This window comes from Rhodanobacter sp. OK091 (genome assembly GCF_900142825.1).
In the GTDB taxonomy this organism is placed as follows: Bacteria; Pseudomonadota; Gammaproteobacteria; order Xanthomonadales; family Rhodanobacteraceae; genus Rhodanobacter.
Genome location: NZ_FRCH01000001.1, coordinates 1558420 through 1580277, shown reverse-complemented (window position 1 = coordinate 1580277; position 21858 = coordinate 1558420). Strand labels below are relative to the sequence as shown.

The window sequence follows — 21858 nt, the reverse complement described above, 5'->3', positions numbered from 1 at the left end:
ATGCGGGCATCGGGTTTGTCCGATCCTGCGGCCACCCGCGGTACGCGATAAAAACTGCCCGGTCAGGCGTCACCGGCCGACCGGGCCATCCCGTCGGTCAGCGGGGATTGACAGCTTGCGCGACGCCCTGGGCCAGCGCCTCGTCGAGTAGTTTGCCGATCTGCTGGTTGGCCTGCTCGGTGGCCTGCTCCTGGCGTTTGCCGAGGGCTTCCTGCCTGGCGCCCAGTGCCTCCTGCTGCTTGCCCAGTGCTTCCTGCTGCTGGCCAAGATCGTCCTGTTGCCGGCCTAGTTCATCTTCCCGGGTCTGCAGCGTGGCCTGCCTGGTTTCGAGCTCTAGCTGGCGCTTGTCGTCGTGGGCTTGTCCGCTGAGCTCAGCCTGTTCACTGGCCAGCTTTGCCCGCTGGCTGGCGAGCTGCCCTTGCTGCGATCCCAGCGCCCCCTGGCGGGCACCGAGCCCGCCCTGCAAGCCACCGAGCCGGCCCTGTTCGCCACCCAATTCGCCCTGTTGCTTGCCCAGCGCGGACACCGGCGCATAGATCGCCTTGGCGCGCTGGATGTAGTTTGCATCGCGGATCAGATAGGCCTTGTCGCCACGGCGGAACCACAGCATCGGCGTGTTGGCCTTGCGCAGTTGTTCCACCGTCTTGAGATCGCTCTCCGAACCGCTGATGGTGACGGCATCACTGTCGATCAGGGCGAAGCCTTCGCGGGCATTCGAATGGGTGTCGATATCGACATGCCGCGCCGAAAAGCGGTTTCCGGGATTCGGCGGCGGCGGTGGCGGAGGGGGAGGCGGTGGCGGAGTGATAGCAAGCGGCGGCGGAGGTGGCAACGGGGCAGGAGGCGGTGGCGGCGGCGATGGCAGAGGAGATGATGGCGTCGGCGTGGGATCGTCAGGTGTTGCGTGCGTTGTCGCCGCTGTCTGCGGCGCGCTTGCCGGTGGCGCGCTCGCCGTGACGCGATAAGGCAGCACGCCGGCCAGCACGATTACGATGATCAATGGCCATGCGCGTATGCGCTGCCGGGACAGGTTGTCGGACTGCTGCAACATGGTCAGTCGCCTCTTGAGATTGTGGAACGACGGCGAAGCTCCGGCCAGACCGGAATGCATCGGATGGGCAACGCCCAGACGCAGCAGCAGATGGCCGTAGGCCTGGGGCATCGTGCCGGTCTGCTGCAGCACCTGTGCATCGCAGGCGGCCTCGCGGCTCAGTGCGTACTCACGCACCGCCCAGGCCACCAGTGGATGAAAGAAGAACAGCCGCTGCGCGATGGCGGGGACCCAGCCCAGCCACAGATCGCCGCGGCGCAGATGCGCCAGCTCGTGAGCCATCGCCATCGCCGACTCGCTCAGGGTGAGTCGTTGCTCGGCCGGCAGCAACACGATCGGGTGCCACAGACCGGTGATCTGCGGTGAGCTGATCGCGGCGGAAACACGCAGCTCCGGTTGGCGGCGCAGTCCCAGGTTCTGCATCTGTTCCGCGCATACGGCCCGCAGCGCGTTGTCCTTCAGCGGGCGCGAGTCCCGCAACACGCGGCGCGCGCTGTGCCACTGCCTGCTCGCGATAAGCAGTTGCGTGAGCACGGCGGCCAGCCATAGCGAAATCAGGATCAGCCGCCAGTGCGCATGCCACGCGGCAGGCACCGGCTGGGCCGGTACGGACGCCAAGTGGATCACGGGCGCGGCATCAGTGATGGCCACCGGCGAGACGGTATGGTCCAAAGCCACGGTCGCGACCTGCGCAGGCGGAGTCAGCACGCGCAGTTGCAGCGGCGAGCTCCAGCACAGCCCGAGAATCAGCTGCAGGCCCACCAGCCACCACAGCGTGCAGCGCAATGCGGACGGCAGTTGCGGCAGCAGGCGTCCGATCAGCCAGACGCCGCCGATCAGCAACACGGCCTGGGCCGATGTCCAGGCCAGCCGGATGAGCAAGGTATCGAGCAGGACAGTCAGCGAGGCCATATCAGGACTCCTTGCGCCGGGTCTGCAACTGCGCGACCAGCGCCTCGAGCTCGGCCAGCTCTGTCTCGCTGACTTCGGCATGCTCCGACATCCAGGCCACGAACGGCGAGACCGAACCACTCAGCGTCTTTTCGACGAAGCTGCCCACGGCGCTGCGCATCGCCTCTTTCGGCCCGGTCGCTGTGCTGTAGCGGAACATGCCGCGCAGCTGCCGGCGTTTCAGATAACCCTTGCCGCGCAGGCGTTCCATCATGGTCAGCACGGTGGAGCGGGCCAGGCCACGTGGTTCGCCGAAGCCGCTGGCCACCTCGCCGACGGAGGCACCGCCGTGTTCGGCCAGATAATGAAGGAGCGCCAGCTCCTGATCGCCAATGGAAGGTTTGGACATGGCCGGAATGTTTCGTGACTACAGGTGTAGTCACGGTACGCCTTGACTACACCTGTAGTCAATGGGCCGCCGGTAACCCCGCGCCCGCTTCAAACGCCGGTTGTTTTCTCAACCTCTGCGTTGAGGGTCAGAGCATACCTAGCGCCAGCCGGCATCGCGCGCCGCGCGCTCTTGCTGAGCATCGAAGGCTTCGCCGCGGATGCGCGCGTCGACCGCTGCCTGGACGGCGGGGGGCATGGCACTGGCGGCTTGTCGCAGTTCGCCGTTTTCGGATTCTCTGCCTGCACTGAGCACGGGCAACCACCACCCCGCATCATCATGGCAAGCCAGGCCGGCTATCGGCTTGGCGCGGTTGATGAATGTGCGGCAAATGCGTCCGTCGGCACTGCGGAAACTCAGGCCGATGCTGATTGGAGCGTGCGGATCGGGTTCACTGGCCAGCGCTCGGTCAAGCGCATCGGACAAGGCAGCCGCAGCATATTGCCGGTCGTCGTGCACGCCTACCAATCCTCCGGCATGCCACCACAGCGTCACGGCCAACACGGCGAGTGACGCGGTCGCTGCTGCGATCGGCAGCAGCCAGCGCCGGGACGTGTGGCGCCGGCCCGCGCCAAATCCCCGTCGGCCTGCAGACTGGGCCAATGGCTTTATCGGCATCGACGGTTGCGGAGGACGTGCCGACTGCAACAGTGCGGACAGGCGCGCCGGCACCGGCTCGTCGAGCACCGGGTCTAACGCGGCCTTCAGCTGCGCGCGCAGGGCGCGCGCCTGCTGCACGCGGCGTCGAAGCAGATCGTCGTGCACCAGCGCGGCGTCGATTCGCGCGGTGGTTGTCGCGTCCAGCTCGCCGTCCACGTAAGCCTGCAATGTGTCGTTGTCGATCAGGTTCATGTGTCGTTTCCAAGATAAGACTGCAAAGTGGAGCGAGCACGCGCCAGACGGCTGGTGACGGTTCCCACAGGTACCTGCAACAGCTCGGCGGCCTCGCCGTACGACAAACCCTCGACCAGCACCAGGGCTACCACTTCACGATGATCTGGCGGCAGGGAAGCCAGCGCCGCTGCCAGCTCCAGTTTCTGTGCGGGCCCGGTGTTTCCGTCGGCAGCCATGGCACCGGCTTCCTCGCCCGCGAACAGGCGTTGCGATCTTCCGCGGGCGCGCAGCTCGTCCCGCCAGGCGTTGCGCGCGATCGCAAACACCCACTTGTCCAATGCAGCGTCCGGTCGCCATTGCGCCGCCCGAGTCATGGCACGCTCCAGCACGATTTGCACCAGGTCATCGGCATCATCGGCCTGTCCCGCCAACGCCCTCGCGAGACGGCGCAGACGCGGCAGTAGCGGGATCAATCCTTCGCGCACAACTTGGCTCGGATCCACGTATTGCCTTTTCACTACGTTTGAAGAGGACGATTCCTTCCCTCGCGAGTCACGGCGCGGTTCGGGAGCGTAAAGTCAGCCAATGCTAGCATTCTGACCTCCGATTACCGGCCGGTTCCGCCATGCCGATGCAGCGCCCGATTTCCGTGCTGATTTCCTTGCTGTCCATCGCGCTTGCGGTGGGTGGTACGGCGCCTGCGCGGGCACAGCTGCGCGGTCCGCCGCGGGGGTTGCCCGACGTGCACGTTCCCCGTGGAGGCATGCCCGCCACGCCCCGCGTGCCCGTTACGCTTCCCGCCGCGGCGATGCAACACATCGAGGACCGGGTGCATGAGACGCCGGCCGCCACGCGACAGTCGCAGATCAATACCTTGCTGCGCGAAGAGCCCAAGCGTGTGACGGTGGATCCTCACGGCGAGCCTGTTCTGCGTGGTGAATTCCTTGCGCTGGGTCTTTCGGGCGGGCAACTTCATGCAGTGCAGGCACAGGGGTTCACCGCAGACAGTCAGGCGCCGGCGGATGCGACGCTGGGACTGGACGTGGTGGTCCTGCACGACACGCGTGGACGCAGCGAGATCGAAGCGCTGCAGACACTGCAGCAGGCGGCGCCGAAGGTCACCTTCGCCTACCAGCATCTCTACCTGTCCGCGGGCGACGGCGATCTCCGCCAAGGCAATACGTCGCCGGCCGGGCCATCCAGCGCCATGCCGCGACGTGTCGGACTGATCGATGGTGGCGTGGATCTGGCCGACCCGGCACTGGCACGCGCACGTATCGAGCAACATGGCTGCAAGACATCGACAGTGTCGAAGCATGGCACCGCGGTGGCCGCACGCCTCGTCGATGGCGATCCCGACACGCTTTACGCAGCCGACCTGTGGTGCGCCGATAAAGTCGGCGGCGCCACGTCGAGCCTGGTGGAAGCGCTCGCGTGGATGGCGCGCGAACGCGTGCCGGTGATCAACATCAGCCTGGTCGGCCCGGACAATCCGGTGCTTGCGCGCGCAGTGCAGGCAATGGTCGCGCGTGGCCACGTGCTGGTCAGCGCGGTCGGCAACGACGGACCTGCGGCGCCGCCTTTGTTCCCGGCGGCCTACTCCGGTGTGATCGGCGTCAGCGGGGTCGATGAGCACGATCGCGTGCTGCCCGAGTCCGGCAGCGGCAGCCAGGTGGCTTTCTGCGCATCCGGCGTGGCCGGACGCGGCAGCGATGCGTTGCGCGGCACGTCGTTCGCGGCGCCGATCGTGGCGCGAAGGGCAGCCCAGTTGCTGGATGCGCCACGCCAGGGCGCGGCTGCGCAGATCGTGCAGCGCCTGGCCACCATGGCCCGCGACCTCGGGCCTCCAGGCCGCGATACGCGCTACGGCTACGGCCTGCTTTCTCCCTGAACGCATTCCGAACGCGACTCGACCGCAGGGAAGGATCCTGGGGGCCCGGGCGTAATGGAACTGGCAAGCCTCGGATCCACCGCAGGCAGAAGGCGTCCTCATGCGAAACACGACTCTCGACATGACCCTGATCGCAGGTGCCTTTGCCTTGACGATGACCGTGATGTCCGTTTCTCAGTAATCCGCCTTTGTGGCATCCCATAGGAGAGAGCAATGAAAATCCGACACCTCACACTCACGCTCGTTTGCGCCGCCGTGTTGGCCGGGTTGGCCGCTACGCCGGCCATGGCGCAGACCGCCACTTCGTCCGGCACTTCCGTTTCCACGGGCACCAGCACGCATGAATCGACCCGGCTGAGCACCGAGTTCATCAGCTTCGCCGGTTCGGACACGAACTCGCAGGCGCTGGTCACCGGGTTGCGCGACGGCACCGCGATCACGCTGACGGAGACCACCACTGCTACGGCCACCACGCCGAGCACCACCACCACAACGACGTTCACGCCCGCCACCGGCCAGATGGGCTACGGCAACGTGAAGATCGCGCTGTCGCTGGCCGAGGCCAGTCTGGCCCAGGCCGGCATTACCGATCCGACCGCGACCGAACTTGAGGCTGCGCTCAACGGCGGCACGCTGGTGCTGGCCGACGGCACCAGCATAGACCTCAAGGGTGTGCTGGCCCTGCGCGCCGCCGGCGAAGGCTGGGGCCAGATCGCCAACAGCATGGGTTTCAAGCTGGGTGACGTGATGCGTTCGCCGAAGGCCGCCGGCGCCGCTTCCGCCAGCGCGCATGCGCATGCAAACGCCTCGGTTGAAAAGGTCGTGTTTGGCCAGAGCCACATGACCGATCGTCCGAGCGCGACCGACCACCCGGGCAAGCCCGATTTCGCAGGCAAGCCGGACTTTGCGGGCAAGCCCACACTGCCTGATCGTCCGCAGATTCCGGATCACCCCAGCCGCGCCGGCCGCCCGGGCGGCTGAGCCCAGCCTCCGCGCTACGCGGTAGCCCTCATGCAGGCCCGGTGTGATGCCGGGCCTGCTGGCATTCCCTACATCTGCAAGGAACCTCTTACATGCGCAACCCACAACACTGGATGATCGTCGGCGGCTTGCTGCTGATCGGTGCACCGGCGGCCCATGCCGCCACCACGCCCGACAGCGACCAGTTCAGCCTTTCCGCCGGTGCCGATTACAGCAGCGGCAAGTACGGCACCGACACCACGACCGATATCTGGTCGGTGCCGGTGACCGCGGCGTACCAGAGCGATCGCTGGACGTTCAAGCTCACCGTGCCGTACATCAACATTACCGGTCCCGGCAACGTGATTCCCGGCGTGGGCAAGGTGAAGAACAACAATCCGCTGTGCCGCGGCGTGGGCCGTGCAGTCGGCGGCGCGATCCATGCCTGCGGCGGTTCGTCCACCGGCGGCACGACGGCGACGACTAGTGGTTCGGCCTCGGGCCTGGGCGACATCACCGCGTCGGCCGGCTACGAGCTGTTCGGCAGTGCCGACCGCACGTTCGGCCTGGATCTCACCGGCAAGGTGAAGTTCGGTACCGCCGACGAGAACGAGGGCCTGGGTACCGGCAAGAACGACTATGGTCTGTCGCTGGATACCTACAAGGTAAGCGGCGCCTGGACGGCGTTCGGCGGCGTGGGCTGGATGAAGTACGGCAGCTCGCAGTACATCAAGCTGAAGAACGGCTTCAACGCGAACATCGGCGCCGACTACAAGCTGAGCACCAGTGACAGCATCGGCGCGTACTACTACTACCGCGAGCGGATCGCCGACGGCGGCGCCCCGCAGAGCGAGCTCACCGGCTACTGGAACCACAAGCTCAGCGACAGCCTGCGCGTGCAAGCTTATGCGCTCGGCGGCTTCGCCAACGGCAGCCCGGATTACGGCGCTGGCGCATCGCTGAAGTACACGTTCTGACGGTATTGATCGGGATCCGTAGCCTCGTTTCAGCTGGCCTTTGGCACAGGCACTCAAGCCCCTGATGTCCGATCAGGGGCTTGAGTGCCAATCTTGAAAATCAACAGACGGTCGGAACGAGGTGAACGGACCGATCAGAACGTATATCGCAGCGTCAGCATCGCCGACCAGCGTGATACCACGCGGCTGGGGTCGTAGAAACCGCCGTCATAGACTTGCAGTTGCTGCGGCTGGTAGTTGCCGTTCTTGTCGGTGGGCAGCGAGTAGACGTACTGTCCCTTTGCATTCACGCCGCCGTAGCTGGCCAGCGTGCGCGTGGGGTAGATGCCGGTGTTGCTCGATCGGCCCCAGTCCTTGTTCATCAGGTTGAGGAAGTTGTACACGTCCAGCCGCAACTCGCCCTTGTTGCCCTTGAAGATGCCGGGCACCTCCTGCGAGAAACTCATGTCCAGCGTGTTGACCCACCCGGTGCGGTCGCCGTTGCGGCTGGCAACTTGTCCGCGGTGGTCGCGCAGGTAGGAGTCGCTGGCCAGGAAGTTCTGGAACTGCTGGATCACCTGCGCGCTGGTGCCAGCAGCATAGGCCACCTTCGGGTCGTTGGCCGACGGAATGTAGGCCGGGTCCCAGCCGGCGATGCTGTCGCCGTTGGCATCGTTGCTGAACACCCAGGTGTAGGGATTGCCGGTGCGCCCGTTGTAGAACATCGACACCTGGCTGCGGTAGTCGCCGAAGAAATTGTGCTGCCAGGTCAGCGCGGCCTTGAAGCTCTTGGCGATGCTGTAGTTCGAGGTCGCCGCGACGTCGGCGTTCGGATTCAGCCGCGCCACGCGCTGGTAACCGTTGTAGGCGATGGTGTCGGTGCCCGGATCGACATCGGTGGCGTGGTTGAAGGTCAGGCTGACATTGCCCGAGAGGCTGTCCGAGAACGGCTTGCTCAGCGCCAGCGTGAAGCTGTCCGACTTGCCCTTGTGGGTGTTGGTGAGCAGGGTCGACGCGGTGCTGAACGCGCGGTTCTGGTTGGCCAGCGCATCGGCCGTCTTGGGCGCCTCGCCCGGCGTCTTCCAGAACTGCAGGCGGCCATCCGGCAGCGTGCCGGTCGGCGCGCCGAAGTTGATCGCCTGGTACAGAATGCCGTCGCGTACCTTGATGTGCTCGTACTCGGCCGAAGCGATCAGACCCCACCACGGCAGTTCGCGGTCCAGCGCCAGACTGGCCTTCCACACGGTCGGCAGGCGGAAATTCTTGGCGATGGTGTCGATCGAGCCGGCGCCGCCACCCGCGGGGATGTTCTGGTTCAACGGGTCCGGACTGAACGGGGCGCTGGCCGGATTGAACGAGGTGTACGAGGTCAGCGTGACGCCGTTGTTCTGGAACGGGTTGGTCATCCACACCGTCGGCGGCGAGGTCTGGAACAGGCCGACACCGCCGCGCAGCTGGGTCTTGTAGCTGCTGTCGAACAAATAGTTGAACGACAGCCGCGGTTCGACCACGCGGTTGCTCGAACCTACCGTGTAGTTGTTCGGATAGCCGAACGCTTGTGCGAAGCGTGCGTTGTACGCCGGCTGGGCACTGGAATGCGGAATGTCCACGCGCACGCCGTACTGCACCGACAGCTTGTCGTTGACCTGCCAAGTGTCCTGCAGGAACGGGCTGTACTGGCTGTAGGTCCATTTGCCGGCGATATCGGCGAGCACGTAACCCGGCGCGGGGTGATACAGCACGTACTTGTTGTAGTTGCCGGCCAGGAAGTTGCTGATGCCCCAGAAGTTGTACTGGCCGAATTCGGTCTGGCCGAACAGGTTGTTGATCTTGTTGCGCTGGTAGTCGATGCCGCCCTTGATCGTGTGGTCGCCGAGGATATACGTGCCGGCGAGGAAGAAGCTGAGCTTCTTGGTATCGATGTGGTTGTAGTGGCGGAACTGTTCCTCGCCGAGGTTGATCGACGGACCCTTGCCGTCTGCCGACAAGTTCACGTTGACGGCCGGCTGCCGCCACGGCGCGGCGGTGTCCTGCACGTACTTCTGGAAGCCGATCTTGGCCTCGGTGGAGAAGCTGTCGGTCCAGTCGTCGAATACGTGGGCTACGTAGTTGTTGGTGGTGATCGTCTTGGTATACGTGTAGCTGGTCAGGCCCACGCTGCTCGGACTGTTGCCGCCCACCGCGGGCAGCAGCTCCTTGGTGTTCTGGTAGGTAAAGCTGGCGCGATGGTCGTTGCTGATGTTCCAGTCGATCTTGCCGAGGTAGCGCTTGTCGTCGTAGGTTAGCCCGGTGGGCCCGCCGAAGTTGCCGGGGGTGAGGCCGAGCTGCTTGGCCGCGTCGATCACTTTCTGCAAGTCGCCCGGCGACACCTTGTTGCTGGTCGAGGGTCCCTGGCCCAGCGAATAATCCAGGCCGTTGGCCGAATCGGCGCCGATGCCGGTGGTCTTCTCGTGTTCGGCGGAGACGAAGAAGAACAGCTTGTCCTTGATGATCGGTCCGCCGACGTTGAAGCCGCCTGTCCAATCCTTGCCGTAGCCGTGGTACGTGTAGCCGTGGTCGCTGCTGGGCAGCCAGCCGGCGTCGCCGACCAGCTTGCGGGCATTGCGATACGCGTAGTACACCGAGCCGTGGTACTGGTTGGTGCCCGACTTGGTCACCGCGTTGACGTCGGCGCCGACGGTGTCGGAAATGACGTCGAAGTTGGCGGTGGAGATGTTGTACTCGGCGATCGTCTCCGGCGAAATGGGCGCCTTCTGGTAGGGCAGGCCGTTGGCGTTGAGGCCGAACGGATCGCCCTGGGTCACGCCATCGACGCTGATGTTGTTGTAGCGGTTGTTCATGCCGTTGGCGGAGATCGAGCCAACGCCCTGGTCGAGCACGGTGATGCGCGGGTCCAGTCGCGCCACATCATCGATCGAGCGGTTGCCTTGCGGCGTGGCCTGCAGCTGCCGCTGCGAGATGTTGGTCGACAGCCCCTTGTTGTCCGAGGAGAACGTCTGCGCCAGCGACGAGGCGCTCACGGTGACGCCGGCCAGTTCCTTCGCGTTCTGCGCGCCGGTGCCCATGCTCAGGTTGATCGAGGAGGGCTGACCCAGCTGCAGGTAGACATTGCCCTGTTCGACGGCAGCCATGCCGGGCTTGCTGACGCTGATATCGAACGGACCGCCGACGCGCAGACCTTGCGCCGCGTAACGGCCGTCGGCATCGGTGGTCACCGCCTTGGTGGTGCCGGAAGGCTCGTGCAGGATGGTCACCGTGGCGCCGGCGACCGGCTGGCCCTGGGCGTCCAGCACGCGGCCGTTGACGCCGGATGTGGTGACGTTCTGTGCTGCGAGAGGCGCCACGGCGAGCAGCGCAGTGATGGCGATCGGAAGTGCCCGCATGCGGATTGAATGTGTCATCGAGGATCCTTGATGTGGTGACGGTACGGGATGCTCCCTCGCACGAGAAACCCATCCGGCGTGTTGCCCCCTTGACCGGATCGTCGATGCATTCCCGTTGGCGGTCGACGGACAACAGCGGTGAAACAGCCGGGGACCTTCGAGCCAAGCCGGGATTCTAGACCAGTTTTTATGACAACCGAATGGCCCCGACCGCGATGGCATGATGGGTCAGGAGCGGCACCGTATTCCGTGAACCAGCGCGCCTGCCGGTGATGCTGAACTCAGAACGCCATGTCGAATGCCACCTCGCCCTGCACGCCGACCTGATACGCCGAGACACGGCGCTCGAAGAAATTGGCCACTTCCTGCACGTCCTGCAGGTCCATGAAGTCGAATGGATTCTTGGCGCCGTATTTCTTCGGCATGTCGAGCTGGGCCAGGCGCTGATCGGCGCAGTATTCCAGGTACTGGCGCATGTCTTTCACCGACATGCCGACCACGCCGCCGGCGAGTACGTCCTCGGCGAACTGGGTTTCGCAGGCGATCGCGTCTTCCATCATTTCCTCGACCTGCGCGCGCATGGTGTCGTCGAAAAGATCCGGTTCCTGTTCGCGCACGGTGCGAACCACCTCGAACGCGAATGCCATGTGTCCGCTCTCGTCGCGGAACACCCAGTTGGTGCCGGCCGCGAGGCCGTGCAGCAGGCCGCGTGAGCGCAGGTAGTAGACGTAGGCGAACGCGGCGTAGAAGAACAGCCCTTCGATGCAGGCGGCGAAACAGATCAGGTTGAGCAGGAACTGGCGGCGCTGTTCGCGGGTTTCCAACCGGCGCAGGCCCTGGATCGAATCGATCCACTTGAAGCAGAACGCCCCCTTCTGCCGGATCGACGGGATCGTCTCGATCGCCGCGAACGCGCCGTTGCGCTCGGCCGGATCGGGAATATAGGTATCGAGCAAGGTGAGGTAGAACTGCACGTGCAACGCTTCTTCGTACAACTGGCGCGAAAGATACATGCGCGCTTCCGGCGCGTTGATGTGCTGGTACAGGTTCAGCACCAGATTGTTCGACACGATGGTGTCGCCGGTAGCGAAGAACGCAACCAGCCGCTGGATCAGATGGCGGTCGGCCGACGACATCTTCGCATTGAGGTCGCGCGTGTCCATCGAGAAATCCACTTCCTCGACCGTCCAAGTGTTCTTGATCGCATTGCGATACATCTCGTAGAAGCCGGGATAGCGCATCGGACGGAGTGTCAGCTCGAAGCCGGGGTCGAGCAGGTGAGGAGTGAGTGAAGAGGAGTGAGAAACGAGAGAAGATGCACTCATGACAGGGAGGTCCTATGCATTATCGAGAAGCAGTGGTGTGGAACCGGGCAATGGAAGTGGCGCGGGAGATTTATCGGCTGACGGCCCTGCTCCCGCGGGAAGAGATGTATGGGATGCGAAGCCAGCTTACGCGGGCTGCGGTTTCCGTCCCAAGCAACATCGCCGAGGGCTGGACGCGAGAATCGAAACGGGAGAAGGCCCAGTTCCTTGCCATTGCCCAAGGCTCTGTCGCCGAGCTGGAAACGCAAGTCACCTTGTGCGAACAGCTGGGCTGGTTTCCCGAAAGCGAAACGGAGGCTGTCCGCTCTGCCCTCGATCAGGTCAGTCGCATGTGCACTGCCATGCGCCGCAAGGCGAGAAACGAATGAAGAAGAGTGAGTGGAGAGAGGGGTTCGAAGGACTGTCGTTGCCTCCTCTCGTTTCTCACTCCTCCACACTCACTCCTCGCTCTACTGGCAAGCCTCGCAATACTCGGGATTCTCCAGCGAGCAGAACACGGCCGCATTGGCTTGTGCCTGATCCACGACGAGTACGGTCCTGTCTGCCGATACCGTGGTCTTGGTGATTTTCGTGGCTGGACGCGAGCGCAGGTAATAAGTGGTCTTGATGCCAGCCTTCCAGGCATACATGTACATCGAGCTGAGCTGGCCGATGTTCGGATTCTCCATGAACAGGTTCAGCGACTGGCTCTGGTCGATGTACGCACCGCGCGCGGCGGCCAGTTCGATCAGTGCCTTCTGCGGCAGTTCCCACACCGTGCGGTAAATCGTGCGCAGCCGTTCCGGAATCGCGTGGATGCTCTGGATCGAGCCTTCGGCCAGCTTGATCGCGTCGCGGATTTCCTGCGTCCACAGTCCCAGCGTTTTCAGTTCGTCGGCGAGGTAGCGGTTCACTTGCAGAAAGTCGCCGGACAGCGTTTCGCGCTTGAACAGGTTGCTGACCTGCGGCTCGATGCATTCGTAGCAGCCGGCGATCGAGGCGATCGTGGCGGTCGGTGCGATCGCGATCAGCAGCGAGTTGCGCAGGCCGTGCTGCTTGATCCGTTCGCGCAAGGCGTCCCAGCGTGCGTTGTCTTGCGGTGCGACGTTCGACCAGTAGTCGAACTGCAGCTCGCCGTTCGCCGCGCGGCTTTCCGCGAAACCGGGGTGCGCGCCTTCGACCTCGGCCAGCTCGGTCGACATCGACAAGGCGTGGAAATAGATCTCTTCGGCGATGCGGCTGGACAGCGCCAGCGCTTCCGTCGAATCGAACGGCAGGCGCAATTTGAAGAACACGTCCTGCAAGCCCATCACACCGAGACCGACCGGGCGCCACTTCATGTTCGCGGTGCGTGCGGTGTCGATCGGATAGAAGTTCAGGTCGATCACCCGGTTGAGCTGGCGCACCGCGGTGCGCACGGTCGAGGCGAGCTGCTCGAAATCGAATGCGTGGCTTCCATCGGCGGCGTGGACCACATGCCGTGCCAGATTCACCGAGCCGAGGTTGCAAACAGCCGTCTCGCTGGCCGAGCTCACTTCGAGGATCTCGGTGCACAGGTTCGACAGGTGGATCACGTTGTCGGCATGGGCAGTCTGGTTGCTGGTGGCATTGCAGCGATCCTTGAACGTCATCCAGCCGTTGCCGGTCTGCGCCAGCGTGCGCATCATGCGGGCGTACAGTTCGCGCGCTTTCACCGTCTTCACGGCCAAGCCGTCGGCCTCCGCCTCGCGGTAAAGCCGATCGAATGTCTCGCCCCAGCTGTCGACCAGCTGCGGCATGACCTTCGGATCGAACAGCGACCAGTCGCCATCGCTCTCGACCCGGCGCATGAACTCGTCGGGGATCCAGTTCGCGATGTTGAGGTTGTGCGCGCGGCGCGCGTCATCGCCGGTGTTGTCGCGCAGTTCGAGGAAATCCTCGATGTCGGCATGCCACGATTCCAGGTAGACGCAGGCCGCGCCCTTGCGCTTGCCGCCCTGGTTCACTGCGGCGACCGACGCATCCAGCGTCTTCAGCCACGGCAGCAGGCCATTCGAATGTCCGTTGGTGCCCTTGATCAGCGAGCCACGCGAACGCACGCGCGAATAGGCCAGGCCGATGCCGCCGGCGAACTTGCTGAGCTTGGCGACGTCGGCGTACTTGTCGTAGATCGACTCCAGCGAGTCCACCGGCGAATCGAGCAGGTAGCACGAACTGAGCTGCTCGTGGCGGGTGCCGGCGTTGAATAGCGTCGGCGAGCTGGCGATGTATTCGAGCGATGACAGCAGCCGATAGAGTTCAAGTGTCTCGCCGATCTCGTTGCCGCCGAGCGCGCAGGCGATGCGCATGAAAAAATGCTGCGGCGTCTCGATCACGAAGCGCTGCTGCGGATGGCGCAGCAAGTAGCGGTCGTACACCGTGCGCAAGCCGAAGTATTCGAAGCGGCGCGTGGCGAGCGGATCGATCGCATCGTTCAATTTGCGCGCGTTGGTGGCGACAAAGTCGCGCAGGCGCGCATTGAGGATGCCCAGTTCCGCGCCGCGCGCGATCGATTGCGAAAAGCTCTGGATCTCCTGACCGCTCACTTCCTTGTCGATGTAGGCGCCGAGCAGGCGCGCAGCGAGCTGGCCGTATTCGGGTTCCTCGGCGGTCAGCGCAGCGGCAGTGCGGATCGACAGCTGATCCAGCTCCTGCGTGGTGGCGCCGTCGTACAGGCCACCAATCGTCTTCAGCGCCACGCGCAGGGGGTCGACACCATGCAGGCCTTCGCTGCTGCGGGTCACCGCGCGCACGATCTTGTTGACGTCGACGATTTCCCGGCCGCCGTTGCGCTTGGTCACGTGCATCTGGGACGGACTGTGCGACGGGGTCAGGGTGAAAGCGGTTTCAGGTGCGGACGGTGCGGCCGCTCCGGTGGCGGGTGAATCGACGCGCGCGGTGGCGCGCTCGCGGGCTGCGGTATCGAGGTGCTGCATGGCTGGTGGCTCCCGGCATGGACATCAAACACCTGCTCCCGCGCGCAGGGCCTGAAGCGATGGATTCCGGGGACGGCCCGCAATGCAGGCGCCATGGGGCTCACTGCACCGCGACGTGCCTCCCCGCGGAAGCCGTCACTACGCACCGGGATACGTTCGTCCCGATGTGCCGGCAGGTCTTCGGACTTGCGGACATGGATCTCGCGATCCTCCTACTTGCGCCCGCTTCCCAGCCGCCGAGGGCCAGTGCATGTGGGTGCTTTCGTTTCCGCTTTACCGCTGCGGGGCAGTTCCGGAATTACACCGGATTCCCTTTTAAGCCCGACCGACGATCGCGTCTGGACGGGCACCGACGGACACAACATATCGGGTGCCATGAGCATGGTCAACCCAATAGTTTGTGTGTAAGTCGGGGGATAAGTCGTACGCCGCAAGCAGCGGCGCGGGCTTGGCGGGGATGCACTTTTTTTGGTGGCAGCCGGAATACGGCGGATCCTGCGAGGATCCCCGGTGGCTCAAAGCGCGTCGTGATCCAGTTCGCCGGTACGGATGCGTATCACCTGTTCCAGTGTGCTGACGAAAATCTTGCCGTCGCCGATCTTGCCGGTGCGCGCGGAGTGCTGGATGGCTTCGACCACGCGATCGAGCTGATCGTCGGCAATCGCCACCTCCAGCTTGATCTTGGGCAGGAAATCGACGACGTATTCGGCCCCCCGGTACAGCTCGGTGTGGCCTTTCTGGCGGCCGAAGCCTTTCACTTCGGTCACCGTCACGCCCTGTACGCCAACCTCGGCCAGCGCTTCGCGCACATCGTCCAGCTTGAATGGCTTGATGACCGCCACGACCAGCTTCATGGGCTTTTCCTTGAATCGACGGATCTTGAATCGACGGATATCGACACGATAGAAACTGCATTCTGCCTGCCTGACGCAGTGTTGTCGCCTGAGCGGCAGCTGTGTAGGACAATCCTTACAACTTTTGACGGAGCGTACCGATGGCGGCCGTGATTTTCATTCACCTAAACTTCATGCCGACGAGCTTGAGGCGCTATCCATGATGGATAGGCAGGATATCGATCAGATTGCCCTGCGACTTGTGTCGTTGGTACCGCCAGGATTGGCACAGGCGCAACAGGATTTGCGAGCCAATTTCCAGGACGTTTTGGCGCAGGGATTGCGCCGCCTCGATCTGGTCACCCGCGAAGAATTCGAAGTCCAGACACAGGTACTGGCGCGCACCCGCGCCAAGGTCGACGAATTGGAAAGGCGTGTGGCCGAACTCGAGGCCGCCGTAGCTTCACGCGGGGGCTAGCAACAACCAACCTCCCGGGAGCCGCCCCCGATCTGTCACCCTCACCCCGAGAAACGATCGGGGGCGGTTATTTATCAGCACTGCAGGTGGAGTCGCTCGATGTCCGTGCATATCAGCGACTCCTTTCCCGTGCGCCATCGGCCAGCGGCCGCATGAGTCTTGCCGTCACCCTCAGTCGCGCCCAGGAAGGGATCGCCGCACCGCAGGTGATGGTCGAAGTGCATCTGTCCGGCGGTCTGCCCGCCACCAATATCGTCGGCCTGCCCGAGGCGGCGGTGCGCGAGGCGCGCGATCGCGTGCGTGTGGCGATCCAGAACACCGCTTTTGAATATCCCAACCGCCGCGTCACCGTGAATCTGGCGCCGGCCGAGCTGCCCAAGGATGGTGGTCGATTCGATTTGCCGATCGCGCTGGGTATTCTCGCCGCCAGTGGTCAGGTGCCGCGCGAGAAACTGGACGACTGCGAATTTCTCGGCGAACTGGCCCTGACCGGCATCCTGCGCCGCGTCTCCGGTGTGCTGCCGGCGCTGCTGCGCGCGCGAGCGCGCGGCCGACGCGTGGTTGTACCGCGCGAAAATGCCGCCGAAGCTGCGCTGGTACCCGATGTGGATGTCCGGGTTGCCGATACGCTGGCCGAGGTATGCGGCTGGCTGCGCGGCGCGCATGAGCTGTCCACCCCGGTGGGCATTCCCAGCAATGGCGGCGCCGAGGACGGTCCCGACCTGAGCGATGTACGTGGCCAGCTGCAGGCGCGCCGTGCGTTGGAGATCACCGCCGTAGGCGGCCACCATCTGTTGCTGATAGGGCCGCCGGGCACCGGCAAGACCATGCTGGCCGAACGTCTGCCGGGTATTCTGCCGCCGCTGTCCGAGTCGGAGGCACTGGAAACCTGCGCCGTCTGGTCGGTGGCTGGGCAGACCACCGATCTGGCGCGCTGGCGACGGCGGCCATTCCGCTCGCCGCACCACACCGCGTCGGCGGTGGCGTTGGTGGGTGGTGGTTCGTATCCGCGTCCGGGCGAGATCTCGCTGGCACATAACGGCGTGCTGTTCCTGGACGAGTTGCCGGAGTTCAGCCGGCACGTGCTGGAAGTACTGCGCGAGCCGATGGAATCTGGCCACATCATGATCTCGCGGGCGGCGCGGCAGTCGACGTTCCCTGCGCAGTTCCAGCTGGTGGCGGCGATGAATCCGTGCCCGTGCGGTTACGCCGGCGATCCCAGTCAGCGTTGCCAATGCACGCCGGATCAGATCCAGCGTTACCGCTCGCGCATTTCCGGGCCGCTGCTCGATCGCATCGATCTTTGTGTGGAAGTGCCCCAGGTGCCGCTGGCCGATCTGGGCTCGCCGCGCAGCGGACGAGATGAGGATTCGGCCACGGTGCGTGCACGCGTGCTCGAGGCACGCCGGCATTCGTTGATGCGAGCTGGCCGGCCGAACGCGGAAATCAGCACGCGCGAACTGGAACGTGATTGCGCCCTGGGCTCGGCCGAACGGCGTTGGTTCGAAGCTGCGCTGGAGCGGTTGGGTTTGTCTGCGCGTGCGTATCACCGCATATTGCGGGTCGCGCGTACGATCGCCGACCTCGATGGTGGCGCGGCCTTGCTGGAGCGCGAGCATTTGGCCGAAGCGCTGCAATACCGCCGGTTTTGAAACAGGAGTGAGTGAAGAGGAGTGAGTGACGAGAGAAGTGCGGATTGCGGCTTGGCGGCGCTTGCTCTCGTTTCTTCTCACTCCTCCCCACTCGTTTCTCGCCTCACGCGGCGGCGTGGCGGGCGAACTGGGCTTCCTCGGTCGAGCCGGTCAGCGCCGTGGTCGAGGACTGGCCTTGCTGGATCGCCTGGGTCACGGCATCGAAGTAACCGGTGCCGACCTCACGCTGATGCTTCACCGCGGTGAAGCCACGCTCGGCGGCCGCGAATTCCTTTTCCTGCAGCTCCACGAAGGCAGTCATCTGGCGGCGCGCATAGCCGTGCGCCAGATCGAACATGCCGTAGTTGAGGCTGTGGAAGCCGGCCAGCGTGATGAACTGGAACTTGTAGCCCATCGCGCCCAGCTCCTTCTGGAACTGGGCGATGGTGGCGTCGTCCAGATTCTTCTTCCAGTTGAAGCTGGGCGAGCAGTTGTAGGCCAGCAGCTTGCACGGAAACTTCGCGTGGATCGCCTCGGCGAACTTGCGCGCGTCCTCCAGGTTCGGCTTGCTGGTCTCGCACCAGATCAGGTCGGCGTAGGGCGCGTAGGCGAGACCGCGGCTGATCGCCTGGTCCAGGCCCGGACGGACACGGTAGAAACCCTCGACGGTGCGCTCGCCGGTGATGAACGGCTTGTCGTTGTCGTCGATATCGGAGGTGAGCAGATCGGCGGCATCGGCATCGGTGCGTGCGACCAGCAGGGTCGGCACACCGGCAACGTCGGCCGCCAGACGCGCGGCGTTCAATTTGTCCACCGCCTCGCGGGTCGGCACCAACACCTTGCCGCCCATGTGACCGCACTTCTTGACCGAGGCCAGCTGGTCCTCGAAGTGCACGCCGGCGGCGCCAGCCTCGATCATCGCCTTCATCAGCTCGAACGCGTTCAGCACGCCGCCGAAACCGGCCTCGGCATCGGCTACGATCGGCACCAGCCAGTCGGTGTCGTCCTTGCCTTCGGCGTGGTTCAACTGATCGGCACGCAGCAAGGTGTTGTTGATGCGCTTGACCACCAGCGGCACCGAGTTGGCCGGGTACAACGACTGGTCGGGGTACATCTCGCCGGCCACGTTGGCATCGGCGGCGACCTGCCAGCCGCTCAGATAGACCGCCTGCAGGCCGGCCTTCACCTGTTGCATCGCCTGGTTGCCGGTGAGTGCGCCGAGCGCGTTGACGAAGTCTTCCTTGTGCAGCGACTTCCACAACCGCTCGGCGCCGCGGCGGGCCAGCGAGTGCTCGACAGCGACAGTGCCGCGCAGGCGCACCACGTCCTCCGCCGAGTAGTTGCGTTGGACGCCGGTCCAGCGGGGATTGTTGTTCCAGTCCAGGGTGATCTGTTCGGCGCTGGGCAAGGTGGTTTTCATGGCGTGACTCCGTAAGCGAAAGTCGATAACTCGGGATCGAGTGGTATCAGGCGAGCTGGTCGTAGGCGGGCAGGGTGAGGAAGTCGCCAAGCTGCTCGGCGTGGGTCATCGCCGTGAGCAGGGTGGCGGCAGCGTCGGCGCGGGCGGCGCCAGGGTGCTGGCTGTCGCGCAGACGATGGGTGTGCGTCGCCACCGCGTGGTCGAACAAGGCGAAGTCGATCGGTGCATGATCGGAAAACTCGAGAACGCTCCCGCTCGGCGCATCGGCGTGGTGCAGCCACTGCCACAGCTGCGCGCGGGCGATTTCGGCGGTAGCGGCGTCCTCCATCAGATGATGGATGGGTACGCATCCAAGACCGTCCAGCCACGCGGCGGTATAGCGCAGGCAGACCTCGACGTTGTTGTCGAAGCCGGCGCGGCTGATCGTGCCGCTCGGCGCGGCGAGCAATTGGTCGCGAGTCACCTCGACGTCCTCGCGCAACACGCCGAGCTGGTTCGGTCCCGGCATGTACTGGTCGAAAATTTCCTGCGCGATGGGTACCAGGGCGGGATGCGCGACCCAGGTGCCGTCGTGGCCGGCACGCACTTCGCGCAGCTTGTCGGCACGCACCTTGGCCAGCGCGGCTTCGTTGGCGGCGTCATCGCCCTTGATCGGAATCTGCGCGGCCATGCCGCCCATCGCGAACGCGCCACGGTGATGGCAGGTCTGGATCAGCAGCTCCGAATAGGCTTTCAGGAACGGCGCGGTCATCTGCACCTGACCGCGCTCCGGCAGCAGCCGGTCGCGATGACCTCTCAGGGTTTTCAAATAGGAAAAGATGTAATCCCAGCGGCCGCAGTTGAGTCCGACCACACGGCGGCGCAGTGCGTGCAGAATTTCGTGCATCTGGAACGCCGCCGGCAGCGTCTCGATCAGCACGGTGGCCTTCATCGTGCCCACCGGCAGCTGCAGCTCATCCTCAGCGGCGGCCATCACCTCGTCCCACAGCGCGGCTTCTTCCATCGCTTCGAGCTTGGGCAGATAGAAGTACGGGCCGCGCTGGCGGTTGTGCAGGGCGCGGGCGTTGTGCAACACGAACAGGCCGAAGTCGACCAGCGCACCGGCCATCGGTTCGCCGTCCACATGGAAGTGCTTGTCGTCCAGATGCCAGCCGCGCGGACGCACCACCAGCACCGCCGGCTTGTCGTTGAGGCGATAGCTTTTGCCTTCGGGCGAGCGGTACTCGATCGTGCCGTTCACCGCATCGCGCAGGTTGATCTGGCCGTCGAGCTGGTTGGCGAAGGTGGGTGCCGAAGAATCCTCGAAGTCGGCCATGAACACCTTCGCGCCGGAGTTCAGCGCATTGATGATCATCTTGCGTTCGACCGGGCCGGTGATCTCGACGCGGCGGTCCTGCAGCGCGGCCGGGATCGGCGCCACGGTCCAGTCCGACTCACGGATCGCCAGCGTGTCGGCGCGAAAATCCGGCAGACCGCCCGCATCGTAGTTCGCCTGGCGCTCGTGCCGAGCTCGCAGCAGGCGCCGCCGAGTGGCGTCGAAGCGACGGTGCAACTGGGTCAGAAAGCCCAGTGCCGCGGGGCTCAGAATGCTTTCGTAGCCGGTGTGGTCGGCATGGATTTCAACAGCGCCGATATCGAGTCGTTCCTGCGGTACTGCCATGAGCTCGCTCCGTGTCGTGGATGGCTCGAAGCTAGTCACGAATCATGTATTTGACAAAGTGAATGTTTCAATCGCTACTATGAGCATAGGCAATACATACTCCAACATATTGAAAATTGGCCATGAAAAAGCCGGCGGGCCCGCTGAACAAGCCAAAAAAAATACGACGCGGCGCAGCAAAAGAACGCGCCGGCGGTAAGCCAGCCACGGAAAGCGGTGGCCGCTACTACTACAAGGGCAACCGCCATAAGCAGCTGCGCGCCTTTGTCAGCGTGGTGAAACTGGGCACGCTGACCCGTGCCGCCGAGGCGCTGTTCCTGTCGCAGCCCACCATCAGCCTGCAGTTGCAGGCGCTGGAGCGGGAACTCGGCGTGAGCCTGCTCGAGCGCAAGCGCCGCCGCATCAACCTCACCGATGCCGGTGAGGCGCTGTACGAACTGGCGCGGCCGCTGGTCGAGGGCTGGGACACGCTGGATCGCGATTTCCAGGCCAGGGTGACGGGCCTGCAAGGCGGCCGGCTGACGATCGCCGCCGGTGCTTCGACCATCCAGTACCTGTTGCCCGAGCTGGTGCGTCGCTATCGCGAGCTGTTTCCTGCGGTGCAGCTGCAACTGGCCAATGTCACCGGCAAGGACGGCATGGCCTTGCTGCGTGCGGACGAGGCCGACTTCGCCGTCGGCTCGATGCTGGATGTGCCGAACGACATCGCCTGGGCGCCGGTGCATCACTACGACCCGATGCTGATCATGCCGCCAGATCATCCGCTGGCGGCGAAGGAAAAGATCAGGCTGGAGGACTTGTCGCCGTACGGGCTGATCCTGCCGCCGCAGCGCCTGTCCACCTATCGGCTGGTCGACCTGGTATTCCAGCAGCGCCAGGTGCCGTACCACGTGGCGATCGAAGTCGGCGGCTGGGACGTGATCAAGGAGTACGTGGCGATGGGCATGGGCATCTCGATCGTCACCGGCATCTGCATTACCGCGGCCGACCATGGCCGCCTGGCCGTGCGCAACATGAAACAGTTCTTCCCGCAGCGCAGCTACGGGGTGGTCATGCGCAAGGGCAAGTTCCTCAGCGCCGAGGCGCGCGCCTTCATCGACCTGATTCGCCCCGGCCTGCTGACCCATCGCGACTACGACGAGTCGGGCCATTCGGCGCGCTGAG

General features: G+C 64.5%; 17 protein-coding genes and 1 riboswitch. Of the genes, 7 read left to right on the top strand and 10 right to left on the bottom strand.

Annotated features, from left to right (window positions below; translation table 11 throughout):
* Positions 1-97: 97 nt before the first annotated feature.
* The 4 genes from BUA26_RS07265 to BUA26_RS07250 form a co-directional block, all read right to left on the bottom strand.
* A complete protein-coding gene (locus BUA26_RS07265; protein WP_072759136.1) occupies positions 98-1963 on the bottom strand; it encodes a M56 family metallopeptidase in 1866 nt (621 codons plus the stop codon).
* A gap of 1 nt (position 1964) precedes the next feature.
* Entirely contained in the window at positions 1965-2351 is a 387-nt protein-coding gene (locus BUA26_RS07260; protein WP_072759134.1) for a BlaI/MecI/CopY family transcriptional regulator, read from the bottom strand.
* A 138-nt stretch (positions 2352-2489) separates the two neighbouring features.
* A complete protein-coding gene (locus BUA26_RS07255; RefSeq protein WP_072759132.1) occupies positions 2490-3242 on the bottom strand; it encodes an anti-sigma factor family protein in 753 nt (250 codons plus the stop codon).
* Entirely contained in the window at positions 3239-3727 is a 489-nt protein-coding gene (locus BUA26_RS07250; RefSeq protein WP_072759130.1) for an RNA polymerase sigma factor, read from the bottom strand. Before BUA26_RS07250 ends, BUA26_RS07255 begins: the two co-directional genes overlap by 4 nt.
* 122 nt (positions 3728-3849) lie before the next feature.
* On the opposite strand from BUA26_RS07250, the gene BUA26_RS07245 reads away from it, so the two are divergent.
* The 3 genes from BUA26_RS07245 to BUA26_RS07235 all read left to right on the top strand — a co-directional run bounded on the left by BUA26_RS07245 (position 3850) and on the right by BUA26_RS07235 (position 7052).
* Positions 3850-5115: a S8 family serine peptidase gene (locus tag BUA26_RS07245; protein ID WP_083572896.1), complete on the top strand. Its 1266-nt coding sequence runs from the start codon at positions 3850-3852 to the stop codon at positions 5113-5115.
* Positions 5116-5328: 213 nt separating this feature from the next.
* The gene (locus BUA26_RS07240) at positions 5329-6096 is read left to right on the top strand and encodes a hypothetical protein (RefSeq protein ID WP_072759128.1); all 768 of its coding nucleotides are present in this window, start codon (positions 5329-5331) and stop codon (positions 6094-6096) included.
* 92 nt (positions 6097-6188) lie between these two features.
* Positions 6189-7052, top strand: coding sequence for a transporter (locus BUA26_RS07235; protein WP_072759126.1), 864 nt, complete (start codon positions 6189-6191; stop codon positions 7050-7052).
* A 134-nt stretch (positions 7053-7186) separates the two neighbouring features.
* On the opposite strand, the gene BUA26_RS07230 is transcribed toward BUA26_RS07235, so the two are convergent.
* Together BUA26_RS07230 and BUA26_RS07225 are read right to left on the bottom strand one after the other, a co-directional pair.
* The gene (locus BUA26_RS07230) at positions 7187-10432 is read right to left on the bottom strand and encodes a TonB-dependent receptor (protein WP_072759124.1); all 3246 of its coding nucleotides are present in this window, start codon (positions 10430-10432) and stop codon (positions 7187-7189) included.
* Between the two features lie 263 nt (positions 10433-10695).
* Entirely contained in the window at positions 10696-11739 is a 1044-nt protein-coding gene (locus BUA26_RS07225) for a ribonucleotide-diphosphate reductase subunit beta (protein WP_072759122.1), read from the bottom strand.
* 14 nt (positions 11740-11753) lie between these two features.
* On the opposite strand from BUA26_RS07225, the gene BUA26_RS07220 reads away from it, so the two are divergent.
* On the top strand, positions 11754-12107 hold the full coding sequence (locus BUA26_RS07220; RefSeq protein WP_072759119.1) for a four helix bundle protein: 354 nt from the start codon (positions 11754-11756) through the stop codon (positions 12105-12107).
* Positions 12108-12188: 81 nt separating this feature from the next.
* On the opposite strand, the gene BUA26_RS07215 is transcribed toward BUA26_RS07220, so the two are convergent.
* Both BUA26_RS07215 and glnK read right to left on the bottom strand, forming a co-directional pair.
* The gene (locus tag BUA26_RS07215; RefSeq protein ID WP_072759117.1) at positions 12189-14672 is read right to left on the bottom strand and encodes a ribonucleoside-diphosphate reductase subunit alpha; all 2484 of its coding nucleotides are present in this window, start codon (positions 14670-14672) and stop codon (positions 12189-12191) included.
* Positions 14673-14825: 153 nt separating this feature from the next.
* Positions 14826-15041: riboswitch (cobalamin riboswitch) on the bottom strand.
* Positions 15042-15187: 146 nt separating this feature from the next.
* Entirely contained in the window at positions 15188-15526 is a 339-nt protein-coding gene (gene glnK, locus BUA26_RS07210; RefSeq protein ID WP_072759114.1) for a P-II family nitrogen regulator, read from the bottom strand.
* Positions 15527-15725: 199 nt separating this feature from the next.
* Between glnK and BUA26_RS07205 the strand changes: the two genes are divergently transcribed.
* On the top strand, positions 15726-15983 hold the full coding sequence (locus BUA26_RS07205; RefSeq protein ID WP_072759112.1) for an accessory factor UbiK family protein: 258 nt from the start codon (positions 15726-15728) through the stop codon (positions 15981-15983).
* 152 nt (positions 15984-16135) lie between these two features.
* Positions 16136-17635, top strand: coding sequence for a YifB family Mg chelatase-like AAA ATPase (locus tag BUA26_RS07200; RefSeq protein WP_072759110.1), 1500 nt, complete (start codon positions 16136-16138; stop codon positions 17633-17635).
* Between the two features lie 103 nt (positions 17636-17738).
* Here the strand turns inward: BUA26_RS07200 and aceA are convergent, their stop codons facing one another.
* Positions 17739-19034, bottom strand: coding sequence for an isocitrate lyase (aceA, locus tag BUA26_RS07195; RefSeq protein ID WP_072759108.1), 1296 nt, complete (start codon positions 19032-19034; stop codon positions 17739-17741).
* A 46-nt stretch (positions 19035-19080) separates the two neighbouring features.
* On the bottom strand, positions 19081-20694 hold the full coding sequence (aceB, locus tag BUA26_RS07190) for a malate synthase A (protein WP_072759106.1): 1614 nt from the start codon (positions 20692-20694) through the stop codon (positions 19081-19083).
* Between the two features lie 122 nt (positions 20695-20816).
* Between aceB and BUA26_RS07185 the strand changes: the two genes are divergently transcribed.
* Positions 20817-21857, top strand: a complete 1041-nt coding sequence (locus tag BUA26_RS07185; protein ID WP_072759104.1) for a LysR family transcriptional regulator — start codon at positions 20817-20819, stop codon at positions 21855-21857.
* Position 21858 lies beyond the last annotated feature (1 nt).

Excerpts from the sequence above, each read along its gene's own strand:
- BUA26_RS07215 (WP_072759117.1), bottom strand. The coding sequence starts at position 14,672 with ATGCAGCACCTCGATACCGCAGCCCGCGAGCGCGCCACCGCGCGCGTC.
- aceA (WP_072759108.1), bottom strand. The coding sequence starts at position 19,034 with ATGAAAACCACCTTGCCCAGCGCCGAACAGATCACCCTGGACTGGAAC.
- BUA26_RS07255 (WP_072759132.1), bottom strand. The coding sequence starts at position 3,242 with ATGAACCTGATCGACAACGACACATTGCAGGCTTACGTGGACGGCGAG.
- BUA26_RS07230 (WP_072759124.1), bottom strand. The coding sequence starts at position 10,432 with ATGACACATTCAATCCGCATGCGGGCACTTCCGATCGCCATCACTGCG.
- BUA26_RS07260 (WP_072759134.1), bottom strand. The coding sequence starts at position 2,351 with ATGTCCAAACCTTCCATTGGCGATCAGGAGCTGGCGCTCCTTCATTAT.
- BUA26_RS07265 (WP_072759136.1), bottom strand. The coding sequence starts at position 1,963 with ATGGCCTCGCTGACTGTCCTGCTCGATACCTTGCTCATCCGGCTGGCC.
- aceB (WP_072759106.1), bottom strand. The coding sequence starts at position 20,694 with ATGGCAGTACCGCAGGAACGACTCGATATCGGCGCTGTTGAAATCCAT.
- BUA26_RS07185 (WP_072759104.1), top strand. The coding sequence starts at position 20,817 with ATGAAAAAGCCGGCGGGCCCGCTGAACAAGCCAAAAAAAATACGACGC.
- glnK (WP_072759114.1), bottom strand. The coding sequence starts at position 15,526 with ATGAAGCTGGTCGTGGCGGTCATCAAGCCATTCAAGCTGGACGATGTG.
- BUA26_RS07200 (WP_072759110.1), top strand. The coding sequence starts at position 16,136 with ATGAGTCTTGCCGTCACCCTCAGTCGCGCCCAGGAAGGGATCGCCGCA.
- BUA26_RS07235 (WP_072759126.1), top strand. The coding sequence starts at position 6,189 with ATGCGCAACCCACAACACTGGATGATCGTCGGCGGCTTGCTGCTGATC.
- BUA26_RS07220 (WP_072759119.1), top strand. The coding sequence starts at position 11,754 with ATGCATTATCGAGAAGCAGTGGTGTGGAACCGGGCAATGGAAGTGGCG.
- BUA26_RS07240 (WP_072759128.1), top strand. The coding sequence starts at position 5,329 with ATGAAAATCCGACACCTCACACTCACGCTCGTTTGCGCCGCCGTGTTG.
- BUA26_RS07245 (WP_083572896.1), top strand. The coding sequence starts at position 3,850 with ATGCCGATGCAGCGCCCGATTTCCGTGCTGATTTCCTTGCTGTCCATC.
- BUA26_RS07205 (WP_072759112.1), top strand. The coding sequence starts at position 15,726 with ATGATGGATAGGCAGGATATCGATCAGATTGCCCTGCGACTTGTGTCG.
- BUA26_RS07225 (WP_072759122.1), bottom strand. The coding sequence starts at position 11,739 with ATGAGTGCATCTTCTCTCGTTTCTCACTCCTCTTCACTCACTCCTCAC.